Below are 12763 nucleotides of genomic sequence, written 5' to 3' on the forward strand. Positions count from 1 at the left end.
ACTGCAGGGGGGACCCTGTGGGAGAGTAGGACGCCGCCGAACAATCATTGTGGGAAAGCCCCGCACCTTCTGGTGCGGGGCTTTTCTGCGTTCACCGGCCATTGCATTTCGCGGCGCCGGCCCCGCGCGTACCAGTCGGCGGGGTAGCTCTCGAGGGTGCTCGTGTCGAGCGTCCAGCGGCCGGCGGTGACGGTGTCCCCGAAGGCAAGGGGACCGCTTTCCGATAACGGTGATGTCCTCCTGGTGGGTACCCGCCCAGCGTTTCCAGCGCCGAAGCGGTTGCCCGGCTGGAGCGGGACTACAGGCGGCCCGCCGCCTTGAGCGACAGGTAGGCGTCGGCCAGGGTCGGGGCCAGGGTGTCGGGCGTGGCGTCGACCACGTGGACGCCGTGACGGGTGAGCTGGTCGGACGTGCGGCGGCGCTGGGCCTGGGTCTGGGTGGCGGCCGCGGCTTCGTAGACCGCGTCCACGGTGCCCCGGGAGGCGGCCATCGCCGCCACGTGGGGGTCGGCCACCGAGGCCAGCAGAACCGTGTGGCGCTGGGTGAGACGTGGCAGGAGCGGGAGCAGGCCCTCTTCGACGGGGGCGGCGTCCAGGCTCGTCAGGAGGACCACCAGGGACCTGCGAGGGGCGCTGCGCAGGATGGTGGACACCAGGGTGCGCGAGTCCGTCTCGACCAGTTCCGGTTCGAGGGTGGCCATCGCGTTCACGAAGGAAGGGAGGACGTCGGCTGCCGCTCGGCCCTGGATCTGGGCGCGGGGGCGGCGGTCGTGGGCCAAGAGGTCCACCCGGTCGCCGGCGCGGGTGGCCAGGGCCGCCAGCAGCAGGGCCGCGTCCATGGAGGAGTCGAGGCGGGGGGCGTCGCCGACCCGGCCCGCCGAGGTGCGGCCGGTGTCGAGGCAGATCAGGATGTGCCGGTCGCGCTCGGGACGCCAGGTGCGGACGGCAACCTTGTGCTGACGGGCCGTGGCGCGCCAGTCGATGGAACGGGTCTCGTCGCCGGGGACGTAGTCGCGCAGGCTGTCGAACTCGGTTCCCTCACCGCGGGTCAGAAGGCTGGTGCGGCCGTCCAATTCACGCAGCCGCGCCAGCCGGGACGGCAGGTGCTTGCGGCTGGTGAAGGGAGGCAGGACCCGAACCGTCCAGGGGGCGGGGTGGTTGCCCTGACGGGCCCACAGGCCGAGCGGGCCGTACGAGCGGATCGTGACGCGGTCCGCGCGGCGGTCGCCGCGGCGGGTGGGCCGCAGACGGGTGGTCAGGCGGCGGCGTTCGCCCGCCGGGACGACCAGCTCGTGGCGGGACGCGGCCGCTTCCGTGCCCGGGGTCCAGCTGCTGGGGGGCCAGGCGTCGCGGACACGGGCGCGGAGGGTGCGGCGGCCGGGGTTGGTGACGGTGAGGTGGACGTCCGCGGGTTCGCCCAGGCGGATGGAGGTGTCGCCGGAACGGGCCAGTACGAGGCTGCGTACCGGCGCGGCCAGGGCGTAGTCGACCGCGCAGGCCAGCGCGATCGGGCCGTTGACCGCGAGCATGCCCGCCCAGCTCGGCTCCAGGACGCCGACCGGGATGCTGCCGAGGGCCGCCAGCAGGGCGGCGCGTCCGGTGAGGGCCATCAGCGCGGGACGGGGACGTGGGAGAGGATCGCCGTGATGACGGCGTCCGCCGTGACGCCCTCCATCTCCGCCTCCGGGCGCAGCTGCACGCGGTGACGCAGCGTCGGGAGGGAGAGGGCCTTGACGTCGTCGGGGGTGACGTAGTCACGGCCGGTGAGCCAGGCCCAGGCGCGGGCGGTCGCGAGGAGGGCCGTCGCGCCGCGCGGGGAGACGCCGAGGACGAGGGACGGCGATTCGCGGGTGGCGCGGCAGATGTCGACGACGTAGCCGGCGATCTCGGGGGAGACCGAGACGCGGGCGACGGCCTCGCGGGCCGCTTCGAGCTGGGCCCGGCCGGCGACCGGGCGGAGGCCGGCGGCCTTCAGGTCGCGGGGGTCGAAACCGGCGGCGTGGCGGCTCAGTACGCCGATCTCGTCCTCGCGGGAGGGAAGGGGCACGGTGAGCTTGAGGAGGAAGCGGTCCAGCTGGGCTTCGGGGAGCGGGTAGGTGCCCTCGTACTCGACCGGGTTCATGGTGGCGGCGACGAGGAACGGCTCGGGGAGCTTGCGCGGGGTGCCGTCGACGGTGACCTGGCGCTCCTCCATCGCTTCGAGGAGGGACGACTGCGTCTTGGGGGGCGTGCGGTTGATCTCGTCGGCGAGGAGGAGGTTGGTGAAGACCGGGCCGTCCTGGAAGGAGAACTCGGCGGTGCGGGCGTCGTAGACGAGCGAGCCGGTGACATCGCTGGGCATCAGGTCCGGGGTGAACTGGACGCGCTTGGTGTCGAGTTCGAGGGACGCGGCCAGGGCCCGCACGAGGAGGGTCTTGGCGACGCCGGGGACGCCTTCGAGGAGGACGTGGCCGCGGCACAGCAGTGCGACGACGAGGCCGGTGACGGCGGAGTCCTGACCGACCACGGCCTTGCCGATCTCGGTGCGGAGCGCTTCGAGGGAAGCGCGGGCGCTGTCCGCGGTCGCGGCCGTGGACTCGGTGGCCGGGTACGTCATGACGTGCGGACCTCTCTTTCGAGGGCGTCGAGGTGGTCGGCGAGCGCGACGAGCGCCGCGTCGTCGGAGGGGGTGGTGCCGAAGAGGAGGGCGGTCACGTCCCGGGGCTCGCCGGTCAGGCGGGCGGAGACGGCCGGGACCAGAGCGGCCGGTTCGTGGGCCTGGGTGGGTGCTACGCCGACCAGCGAGGCCAGGCGTTCGCGGGCGGCGGCGCGCAGGACGGTCGCGGCGCGGTCGCGGGCCGCGGCCTTGCGGTAGAGGCGGGCGCGGCCCTCGGTGGCCTCGGAGGCGCGGATGGCGACGGGGAGGTTCTCGGTGACGAGGGGACCCAGTCGGCGGGCGCGCCAGAGGGCGGCGAGGACGGCGGCGAGGAAGAGCTGGAGCAGGGCCCAGGACCAGCCGGCCGGGACCAGTTCGAGGAGTGACTTGTCCTGGTCGCCGGCGCCGGTGCCGGGGTCGGAGTCCGCGAGGGACGGCAGGTACCAGACGAGGTCCGGGCGGGAGCCGAGGAGTTGCAGGGCGAGGGAGGCGTTGCCCTGCTCGGCGAGGCTCTCGTTGAGGAGGATCGTCTCGGAGCCGAGGAGGACGGTGTCGCCGCCGGCGGTTCCGGTGGGGAGGACGAGGAGGGTGGGGTGGCCGCCGCTGGGGTAGCAGGCGGTCGCTCCGGGGAGGGCGGTGGAGTAGCGGAGGTTGCCGCCGGTGCCGGCGCGGCCGGCCGAGGTGGCGGCGGGCAGGGTGCAGCGGGGGTCGAGGTCGTCGGCGCCGGCGTCGCCCTCGGTACGGACTCCGGGGGACAGGTCGGAGAGGCTGTGGTCGCCGGGGGCGAGGAGGACGGTGCGGCCGCCGGAGAGGTCGATCGCCGAGCGGATGGCGCTGCGCTGGCCGGCGCCGAGCCGGTCCGGGTCGGTGACGAGGAGGGTGGTGCGGGGGCCGGCCGCGTCGGCGGCCTCGCGGGCGGTGGTGACGACGCGGGTGGTGACGCCGCGTTCCTTGAGGAGCGCGGCGACGGCGCGGCTGCCGGTGGGGTCGGCGGAGCGGGGGTCGAGGTGGCCGTGGCGCGTGCCGGAGTTCAGGGCGGCGAGGACGACGGCGCCGGCGGCGAGGACGGCGAGGACGGCGGCGGTGCGGCGGACCCTGCGGGTGGCTCGGCGGAGGTGCGTGCGTGGTCCCGTGCCGGGGGCTTCGGCGGCGGCCGTGGCGGTGGCGGTGCCTGCTGCCGGGGCCGTGGCGGCGGCGGTGGTCGGGGCCGGGGCGGTTCCGGCGGGGCCGGGCGCGCGCCGGGGCGTCTCCTCGGGCGCCGAACGGTGCCCGGGGCCGGACAGCGCGGCGGCGGTGCGTTCGGTGCCCTGCGGGGATCGCCCCGACACGCTCCCGGCCGCACCGGAACCGGCGGCGGTGGTCCGTCCGGGTTCGGCCCCCCGGGGGGATGGCTCCCGTGTGCTCCCGGTCCCGTCGGAACCGGTGGGTTCGGGGCCCCGGGGGGATGGCTCCCGTGTGTTGCTGGTCCCGTCGGATGCGGGGTCGCTGGGGCCGGTCATGCGGTGCGTCCTGTCAGGAGCGGCTTGGTGCGGTCCAGGGCGAGGTCGAGGGTGCGCAGGCGGGCGTAGGCGTCGGGGTCGGCGGTGCGGCCGCCGTACGTGACGTCGTCGAAGGTGCGGGCGGCGGCGCGGAGGTCGGCGGCGTGGTCCGGCAGGCAGAGCGCGGCTTCGGCGGCCGCCTCGTCGGCGGTGCGGCCCGGGCGCGGGTCCAGGAGGGTGCGTTCCTCCAGGGAGCGGAACACGGCGCGCATGCGTTCCTGGACGGCCTGCGTCCAGCGGCCGGCGGCGGCGTGGGCCTCGGCGGCGGTGCGGTGGTCGGCCGCGCTGCGGACGCCGTCGTCGAAGAGGGCGTTCGCGGAGGCGGCGGTGCGGCGGGGGGAGCCCAGGCGCCACCACAGGGCGGCGACGGCCAGGACGACCACGAGGAGGACGGCGACCAGGCCCACGGCGCCTCCGGGGGTCGCCGCGGAGGCGGCGCCGAACAGGTCGTCCAGCCAGTCGAAGAACGCGCGCAGGGCGCGGTCCACCAGGCTCGGGTCGTTCTCGTGGTACATCGGCTTGGACAGTTCGCGCTCCGCCGCCTCCTGGGCCGGTGTGCGCGGTGTCGTCACTGGTGGTGTCTCCGCGCCCGGCAGGAGTGCCGCGGTGCGGGTGATGAGGCCCCCCGTGCTCATCATCGGTGGGTCAGCCTCCGGTCGTGCCGTAGTTCTCGATGCCGGCCGCCCGGGCGAGTTCCAGGTCGAGGCCCTCGCGGCGGATGCGCTGGTCGACGTAGAGGAGGACGGTGACGCCGGACTGGATGGGCATGATGATCGTCTGGGCGATGATCAGGCCGATCCCGGAGAAGATCAGCGGCCCCCAGGCGGACTGGGCGCTGCCGTCCTCCAGGGAGTCGATGCCGCCGCCGAAGGCGAAGAGGCCGATCATCTGGAACGGCGCCACGACCATCAGCGCGACCATGAAGGCGATCAGGCTGGTGAGGACCGTGATGCCGAAGATGCGCCACCAGGAGCCGCCGACGAGCTTCGAGGAGCGCGCGAAGGCCTTGATGAGGGTGCTCTTCTCCAGCATCAGGGCGGGGGAGGCCAGGCTGAACTTGATCCCGAGCCAGATGACCAGCGGCAGCCAGGCGACGACGCCGACGACGGCGAGGCCGATGTTGCCCGCGAGGGCTCCCGGCAGGACCAGCACGGCGCCGAGGAGGATGATGCCGAGGGCCAGCAGCAGGGTCAGGCCGGCCAGGCGCAGCAGCTGGGGGCGCGCGTCGCGCCAGGCCTCGGAGACCGAGGAGTGCTGTCCCAGGACGGCCCGGCTGAAGATCATCGTGAGCATCGCGGTGACCACGATCGTCCCGAGGACCTGGATGAACTGGTTGACCACCGACACCGCGAGGGTGCTGCCGAGGCTGTCGATCGCCTCCTCGGCGGTCATGTCCTCGGTGGAGCTGAGGGGCAGGTCGCTCAGCATGAACTTCTGCACGAGCACGCTGATGACCTGGATGACCGTGGCCACGACCAGGGTGATCGGTACGACGGAGCGCCAGTGCGTGCGCATGGTGGCGACCGACCCGTCGAGGATCTCGCCGAGGCCGAGCGGGCGCAGCGGGATCACTCCGGGCTTGGCGGCGGCGGCCCGGCCCCACTGGCCCGGGCCGCCCGGGTAGGAGTACTGGCCGCCGTACGAGGCGCCGGGCTGCTGTCCCCATCCGGCAGCGGGCTGCGCCGGAGGGGGCGGGGTGTCGGCGGGAGGTGTCGCGCCGGGGCTCGACCACTGGCCGGGCGGGGGCTGCTCGGCGGACCACTTGGGGTCGCCGGTGGGCTGTTCGGGCTGCTGCGCGCCGCCGTCGGTGGCCGGCCGGCCGGCGGGGGGTCCCTGCCGGTCGCCGTCGGACGGAGAGGATCCGGGCGTAGCCCAGCCCGGAGAGTCGTTCATCGTCGCTCCTTCACATCCACCTGCTGCGGCGGGGGCGCTGGTCGCTGCCATCGTGCCACGTGAGGGCCCCGAACGGACCAGCCGTCCCCCCGGATGCCCGGTAGCCCGTACCTTCAATTGTCGCCCGGATCCGGGTCTGACCGGTCGAGCCGATGTCCACGCAGGTCCGAGGGGCGATTTCCAGCCCTTTTGGCTGTGGGACAGCTCACCGCCGGGTAACGATTGGCTAATGGGATGATGTCAAACATGAAGGGACGCGTCCTCGTCGTCGACGACGACACCGCGCTGGCCGAGATGCTCGGCATTGTGCTGCGGGGAGAAGGTTTTGAGCCGTCGTTCGTAGCGGACGGTGACAAGGCACTCGCTGCCTTCCGGGAGGCGAAGCCCGACCTGGTCCTGCTGGACCTCATGCTGCCCGGACGGGACGGCATAGAGGTCTGCAGGCTGATCCGGGCCGAGTCCGGCGTGCCGATCGTCATGCTCACCGCCAAGAGCGACACGGTGGACGTGGTCGTGGGTCTGGAGTCCGGGGCCGACGACTACATCGTCAAGCCGTTCAAGCCGAAGGAGCTGGTGGCCCGTATCCGGGCCCGCCTGCGCCGGTCGGAGGAGCCCGCGCCCGAGCAGCTGGCCATCGGTGACCTGGTCATCGACGTGGCCGGGCACTCGGTCAAGCGGGACGGCATGTCCATCGCCCTGACGCCGCTCGAGTTCGACCTGCTGGTCGCTCTCGCGCGCAAGCCCTGGCAGGTGTTCACCCGTGAAGTGCTGCTGGAGCAGGTCTGGGGCTACCGGCACGCGGCGGACACCCGCCTGGTCAACGTGCACGTGCAGCGCCTGCGCTCGAAGGTCGAGAAGGACCCGGAGCGCCCCGAGATCGTCGTGACGGTGCGCGGTGTCGGCTACAAGGCCGGACCCAGCTGACGTGCAGTCCGGCACCTCGGGCAGGGTCCGGGGCGGTTCCCGCCCGTGGACCGGCAGGCTGCTCCGGGACGGGGCGCCGGCGGGCCGCATGCTGCGGCTGTTCGTACGTCTCGTGCGGCGGCCGCTGCTTCCGGCTGTCCGGCTGTGGCGGCGCAACATCCAGCTCCGGGTGGTCGCCGCCACGCTGCTGATCTCGCTCTCCGTGGTCCTGGCCCTGGGATTCGTCGTCATCGCGCAGGTCAGCAAGGGCCTCCTCGACGCCAAGGAGGAGGCCGCGCAGAGCCAGGCCGCGGGCGGTTTCGCGGTGGCGCAGGAGAAGGCCAACACCCCCGCGACCGTGGACGGGCCCGACGCGACCGACAACAAGGTCGGCCGTGACGCCAGTACGTGGATGAACTCCCTGGTCAAGCAGCTGGCCAGTGGCGGGCAGACCGCCTTCGAGGTGGTCGCGCTCGGGGCCGGCACCGGGGAGCAGCTCCAGCCCGGCGCGCAGGGCGTCCGGGGCGCCCGTGCCTCCGGGAACGTGGATCCGACCGCCAGCGTGCCGCTCAGCCTGCGCCGGGCCGTCAACCACGCCACCGGCACGTTCAAGACCTTCTCCGAGATCCGCTACACCAGCGGGGCCGACCAGAAGGAGCCCGAGCCGGCGCTGGTCGTGGGCAAGCGGCTCACCGACATCAACGGGGACCCGTACGACCTGTACTACCTCTTCCCGCTCACGCAGGAGGAGGAGTCCCTCAACCTGATCAAGGTCACCATCGTGACCGCCGGCCTGTTCGTCGTCGTCCTGCTCTGCGGCGTCGCCTGGCTCGTCGTACGCCAGGTGGTGAGCCCCGTACGGATGGCCGCCGGGATCGCCGAGCGGCTGTCGGCGGGGCGGCTCCAGGAGCGGATGAAGGTCACCGGCGAGGACGACATCGCGCGCCTGGGCGAGGCCTTCAACAAGATGGCGCAGAACCTCCAGAACAAGATCCAGCAGTTGGAGGAGCTGTCCCGGATGCAGCGCCGGTTCGTCTCCGACGTCTCGCACGAGCTGCGGACGCCGCTGACGACGGTACGGATGGCGGCCGACGTCATCCACGACGCCCGCGTCGACTTCGACCCGGTGACGGCGCGCTCCGCGGAGCTGCTCGCCGGGCAGCTCGACCGCTTCGAGTCGCTCCTCGCCGACCTGCTGGAGATCAGCCGCTTCGACGCCGGGGCGGCGGCCCTGGAGGCGGAGCCCATCGACCTGCGCGAGGTGGTGCGCCGCGTCATCGACGGCGCCGAGCCGCTCGCCGAGCACAAGGGCACCCGGATCCGGGTCCTCGGCGACACCCAGCCGGTCATCGCCGAGGCCGACTCGCGGCGCGTCGAGCGGGTGCTGCGCAACCTCGTCGTCAACGCCGTGGAGCACGGCGAGGGCCGCGACGTGGTGGTCCGACTGGCGTCCGCGGGCGGGGCCGTCGCCGTCGCCGTACGGGACTACGGCGTCGGGCTGAAGCCCGGCGAGGCAACCCGCGTCTTCAACCGCTTCTGGCGGGCCGACCCGGCGCGGGCGCGCACGACCGGCGGGACCGGCCTCGGCCTGTCCATCGCCGTCGAGGACGCCCGGCTGCACGGCGGCTGGCTCCAGGCGTGGGGCGAGCCGGGCGGCGGCTCGCAGTTCCGGCTGACGCTGCCGCGCACGGCCGACGAGCCGCTGCGCGGCTCGCCCATCCCGCTGGAGCCCGAGGACTCCCGGGCGAACCGGGCCAGGGCCGCGGCGGACGCCGCGGCGGCCTCGGACAGCGCGGCGGAGCGGCAGACGTCCGATGCCGGGGACCGCTCGCCGATACCGCCGCGGGCGCCGGTCGCGGGCGCGATGTCGGTGCCCGCCGACCCGACGGCCCTCCCGGGGAGCGGGGCCCGGGTCGTGGCCCGCCCGGCCGAGCAGGCACAACAGGAGGATCGAGCCGATGGACGGTGAGCCCGTGGACGCGCGGTGGGGGAGCGCACGGGTGAGGGGCCGACGCCTGCGCACGTTGCGGGTGTACGCCTTCCCAGCGGCCGGGCTGCTCCTGGCCGGCTGCGCCTCGATGCCCGACAGCGGCGAGATCCGCGCGGTGCAGGCCTCGCAGGGCGTGGACTCGCAGGTGCGGGTGTTCGGCGTACCGCCCGCGGACAAGGCCACGCCGGCGGAGATCGTCGACGGCTTCCTGGAGGCGATGACCAGCGACGACCCGCAGCTGGAGACCGCCCGCAAGTACCTCACGCCGGCCGCCGCGAAGTCCTGGAAGCCCGGCTCGGCCGTCACCGTGCTCTCCTCCGGCCTCAGCCGGGTCGCGGTCCGCGGCGAGAAGGACCCAGAGGGCCCCCGCTGGAAGGTGACCGGCAAGAAGCTCGCGACCGTCGACGAACACAGCGCGTACCAGCCGCAGGCCGGGGGGGACTACGAGGAGCAGCTGCAGCTCGTCCAGGACGAGGACAAGCAGTGGCGCATCTCGACCCCGCCCAGCGGCCTCGTGCTCAGCGAGTCGGACTTCCAGCGCATCTACATGCCGGTGAACAAGTACTACTTCGCGGGCGCCACGCTCGTCGCCGACCCGGTCTACGTGCGCCAGCGCACCGACCCCGCCTCGCGGATGGACCCGACCACGCAGACCGTGCAGTCGCTGCTCGCAGGGCCGTCCCGGTGGCTCGCGCCGGTCGTGGAGTCCAGCTTCCCCACGGGTACGGAACTGCGTACGGGCACCAAGTCCCTTTCGTACGACGGCCAGAACACGCTGCGCGTGCCGCTCAACGACAAGGTGGGCAACGTCGCGCAGCCGCAGTGCAAGAAGATGGCCACCCAGCTCCTGTACACGGTCAAGGACCTGACGGGGTCGCGGCTCGACCAGGTCGAACTGCTGCGCTCCTCCGACGACAAGACGTCGTCCCTGTGCTCGGTGACCTCGGTGAGCGCGGACGCGATCGCCAACCGGCCCAAGATCCCCGACTTCCAGTACTTCGTCGACAACGACAAGCGGCTGGTCCGGATGAAGCTCGACGTGAGCAGCGACGACCAGCAGACCCACACCGAACCGGTGCCGGGGCCGCTGGCGGCGCTCCCAGCGTTCAAGGTCAGCTCGGCCGCGGTCTCGCACGACGAGCGGCGCGCGGCCGTGGTCTCCGAGGACGGGCACGGGCTGTACGTGGTGGCGATGTCCGGGGGCGGGCCGATGCCGGCGCAGGTGCCGATCGGCAGGGGCGGGAAGGCGGAGACGCTGACGGCGCCGAGCTGGGACGCCTCGGGCGACCTGTGGGTCGCGGACCGGGATCCGCAGCACCCGGGGCTGTGGCGGGTGCCGGGCGGGACCGCGATGCCCGAGCGGGTGCAGGTGGCGGGGCTCGACGGCCGGCGGATCGCCTCGTTGAAGGTGTCCGCCGACGGCGCGCGGATCGCGCTGCTGCTGGAACAGGACGCCAACAACAAGATCCTTTACATCGGGCGGATCGAGCGGCCCGACGCGAAGGGCGACGTCTCCGCGGTGTCGGTGCGCGAGCTGCGTCCCGCGGCCCCGCAGATGGCGAACGTGACGACGATGAGCTGGGCGCCGCGGGGCCGGCTTCTGGTGGTGGGCCGCGAGAAGGGCGGGGTGCAGCAGGCCCGCTACATGCTGGCGGACGGCTCGATGGTGGCGGCGAGCCTGCCGGGGGCCACGGGGCTGTCCGAGGTCGCGGTCGCGGCCGCGGAGGACGAGTCGAAGCCGAAGCCGGTGGTGGCGTTCTCGGAGGACGGGATCGTCTGGCTGCCGCCGGGGGCGCAGTGGCGCACGGTGGTCGCGGGCGGCGGGTCGCCGGTCTACCCGGGCTGAGCACGGCGGCGACCGACCGGCGGGGGTGCGGCCGGCCGGGGTGCTGCCGAGGCGCGGCCCCAGCCCCTCCGCCGGGCGTTGTCCACAGGGGTGGCGGGCCGGGCGCCGGGCCGCCAGGGTGGGAGCCATGCGGGGGTGGTGGCAGGAGCTCGCCGGGCTGGTCCTGCCGGTCGACTGCGCCGGGTGCGGTGCCGTCCGCGTGCTGGTGTGCGGCGACTGCAGGGGCGCGCTCAGTGGGGCCGAGGCGGGGCTGGTGAGCCCGTCTCCGCGTCCTGAGGGGCTGCCGGTGGTACAGGCATCCGCCGCCTACGAGGGGGCCGTACGCGCCGTCCTGCTGGCCCACAAGGAGCGCGGGGCGCTCCCGCTGGCCGGAGTGCTGGGCGCCGCGCTGGCGGCGGCCGTCCTGGCGGGCGGGCCGGGGTGGGGGCGGTGCGAGGTGGCGCTGGTGCCGGTGCCGTCGGCGCGCCGGCAGGTGCGGGCGCGCGGCCACGATCCGGCGCGCAGGATCGCCCTGGCAGCGGCGGGACGGCTGCGGCGGACCGGTGTTCCCGCGCGCGTGGCGCCCGTACTGGCGCTGCGGCGGGCGGTGGCGGACCAGGCGGGTCTGGGGGCCCGGCAGCGGCGGGAGAACCTCGCGGGCGCGCTGGCGGTGCGCCGGGACGGGGCGCGGCTTACGGAGGGGGCCCGGATCGTACTCGTGGACGACGTGGTCACCACCGGGGCGACGCTGGCCGAGGCGGCCCGGGCGGTGCGCGCGGCGGGCCTGGCGGGGGGATACGGGGGCGCATCCGGGGAAGGTGCGGGCGTGAGCGCAGACGGCGTGCTGCGGGCGGCGGTGGTGGCCGCGCCGGCGGACTCCTTCGTGCGGGCGGCCGGCAGGCACCCCCATGCGTCCGGGCGGTAGCCGCAACGCCTCCGGGGGAAAACCCGTGAATAGATTTGGAACTGGAGGGGAAGGCCCATCGTTGCAGGTAGTACGAGGAAACGGCCACTGGACTGGAAGTACAGGCCAGTAGCGGGTGCCGACAACCGTCATAGAGGGATATGTTCGGTTGTAGGAACTCAGGAGGCTGTTCTCCCGCTCCGAAGTCGGTGGGATTTAGATCTTGCCGATGGGGGAGGAGGAGGTGAAAGTCGCCAAGTCCGAGGCTCCGGCCTTCACCGGAGTCTGGTGCGAAAGGGAGACGCTTCGCCCCGTCGGGCGGAGCTATCCGGGAACGGAGTTCTGCGTGGACATCGTCGTCAAGGGCCGCAAGACAGAGGTGCCCGAGCGGTTCCGCAAGCACGTGGCCGAGAAGCTGAATCCGGAGCGGATCCAGAAGCTCGACGCCAAGGTGATCAGCTTGGACGTCGAGGTGTCCAAGGAGCACAACCCGCGCCAGGCCGACCGTTCCGACCGCGTGGAGATCACCCTGCATTCGCGGGGCCCGGTGATCCGGGCCGAGGCGGCCGCCGCCGACCCGTACGCGGCGCTGGACCTGGCTCAGGACAAGCTGGAGGCCCGGCTGCGCAAGCAGCACGACAAGCGCTACACCCGCCGTGGCAGCGGCCGGATCCCGGCGGCAGAGGTCGCCGACGTCGTGCCGGGCGTCGCGTCGCTCAACGGCAGCGGCCAACCGGTCACCGAGGAGAAGGCGGACGGAGTTCCGGTCACCCGGATCGGACCCATCGAAGTGCAGGGCGAAGGCCCGCTGATCGTTCGCGAGAAGACCCACTCGGCCGCGCCCATGTCGCTCGACCAGGCTCTGTACGAGATGGAGCTGGTCGGCCACGACTTCTATCTGTTCGTCGACTCCGAGACGAAGCTGCCCAGTGTCGTCTACCGGCGTCACGCCTATGACTACGGCGTCATCCATGTGAACCCCGACGGGGCCTCCAGCTCGGAGGAGCCGCGGGGCGGCGCGGGTGGCGCGCTCGGCGGCTGAGCAGACCGTTCGCTGCCCCCGCGGGACGCTTCGG

10 protein-coding genes are annotated in these 12763 nt (G+C 73.6%); 5 read left to right on the plus strand and 5 right to left on the minus strand.

The window, feature by feature from the left end; translation table 11 throughout:
* Positions 1 to 298 precede the first annotated feature (298 nt).
* The 5 genes from ACZ3X1_RS29820 to ACZ3X1_RS29840 all read right to left on the minus strand — a co-directional run bounded on the left by ACZ3X1_RS29820 (position 299) and on the right by ACZ3X1_RS29840 (position 6065).
* Positions 299 to 1609, minus strand: a complete 1311-nt coding sequence (locus tag ACZ3X1_RS29820; RefSeq protein ID WP_467281660.1) for a DUF58 domain-containing protein — start codon at positions 1607 to 1609, stop codon at positions 299 to 301.
* A complete protein-coding gene (locus ACZ3X1_RS29825) occupies positions 1609 to 2595 on the minus strand; it encodes an AAA family ATPase (RefSeq protein WP_362632443.1) in 987 nt (328 codons plus the stop codon). The genes ACZ3X1_RS29820 and ACZ3X1_RS29825 overlap by 1 nt, the downstream gene beginning before the upstream one ends.
* Positions 2592 to 3962, minus strand: coding sequence for a DUF4350 domain-containing protein (locus ACZ3X1_RS29830; protein WP_467281662.1), 1371 nt, complete (start codon positions 3960 to 3962; stop codon positions 2592 to 2594). Before ACZ3X1_RS29830 ends, ACZ3X1_RS29825 begins: the two co-directional genes overlap by 4 nt.
* A 167-nt stretch (positions 3963 to 4129) precedes the next feature.
* Entirely contained in the window at positions 4130 to 4810 is a 681-nt protein-coding gene (locus tag ACZ3X1_RS29835; protein WP_356815860.1) for a DUF4129 domain-containing protein, read from the minus strand.
* A gap of 7 nt (positions 4811 to 4817) precedes the next feature.
* A complete protein-coding gene (locus ACZ3X1_RS29840; RefSeq protein ID WP_467281667.1) occupies positions 4818 to 6065 on the minus strand; it encodes a hypothetical protein in 1248 nt (415 codons plus the stop codon).
* Positions 6066 to 6299: 234 nt separating this feature from the next.
* Here ACZ3X1_RS29840 and mtrA point away from each other — a divergent pair, with 234 nt between their 5' ends.
* From mtrA to hpf, 5 genes are all read left to right on the plus strand, one after another.
* The gene (gene mtrA, locus ACZ3X1_RS29845; protein ID WP_187405629.1) at positions 6300 to 6989 is read left to right on the plus strand and encodes a two-component system response regulator MtrA; all 690 of its coding nucleotides are present in this window, start codon (positions 6300 to 6302) and stop codon (positions 6987 to 6989) included.
* Positions 6990 to 7077: 88 nt separating this feature from the next.
* Entirely contained in the window at positions 7078 to 8937 is a 1860-nt protein-coding gene (gene mtrB, locus ACZ3X1_RS29850; protein WP_467281793.1) for an MtrAB system histidine kinase MtrB, read from the plus strand.
* Complete coding sequence (locus ACZ3X1_RS29855; RefSeq protein WP_467281670.1) at positions 8927 to 10804, plus strand: LpqB family beta-propeller domain-containing protein; 1878 nt, start codon at positions 8927 to 8929, stop codon at positions 10802 to 10804. The genes mtrB and ACZ3X1_RS29855 overlap by 11 nt, the downstream gene beginning before the upstream one ends.
* Positions 10805 to 10931: 127 nt before the next feature.
* On the plus strand, positions 10932 to 11708 hold the full coding sequence (locus tag ACZ3X1_RS29860) for a ComF family protein (protein WP_467281672.1): 777 nt from the start codon (positions 10932 to 10934) through the stop codon (positions 11706 to 11708).
* A 325-nt stretch (positions 11709 to 12033) separates the two neighbouring features.
* On the plus strand, positions 12034 to 12729 hold the full coding sequence (hpf, locus tag ACZ3X1_RS29865) for a ribosome hibernation-promoting factor, HPF/YfiA family (RefSeq protein WP_390074630.1): 696 nt from the start codon (positions 12034 to 12036) through the stop codon (positions 12727 to 12729).
* The last annotated feature ends 34 nt before the right edge of the window (positions 12730 to 12763 follow it).

This window comes from Streptomyces sp. NPDC023541 (genome assembly GCF_055559995.1).

Coding starts and splice junctions, on each gene's coding strand:
- ACZ3X1_RS29825 (WP_362632443.1), bottom strand. CDS start 2,595: ATGACGTACCCGGCCACCGAGTCCACGGCCGCGACCGCGGACAGCGCC.
- ACZ3X1_RS29855 (WP_467281670.1), top strand. CDS start 8,927: ATGGACGGTGAGCCCGTGGACGCGCGGTGGGGGAGCGCACGGGTGAGG.
- ACZ3X1_RS29820 (WP_467281660.1), bottom strand. CDS start 1,609: ATGGCCCTCACCGGACGCGCCGCCCTGCTGGCGGCCCTCGGCAGCATC.
- mtrB (WP_467281793.1), top strand. CDS start 7,078: ATGCTGCGGCTGTTCGTACGTCTCGTGCGGCGGCCGCTGCTTCCGGCT.
- ACZ3X1_RS29835 (WP_356815860.1), bottom strand. CDS start 4,810: ATGATGAGCACGGGGGGCCTCATCACCCGCACCGCGGCACTCCTGCCG.
- ACZ3X1_RS29840 (WP_467281667.1), bottom strand. CDS start 6,065: ATGAACGACTCTCCGGGCTGGGCTACGCCCGGATCCTCTCCGTCCGAC.
- ACZ3X1_RS29860 (WP_467281672.1), top strand. CDS start 10,932: ATGCGGGGGTGGTGGCAGGAGCTCGCCGGGCTGGTCCTGCCGGTCGAC.
- mtrA (WP_187405629.1), top strand. CDS start 6,300: ATGATGTCAAACATGAAGGGACGCGTCCTCGTCGTCGACGACGACACC.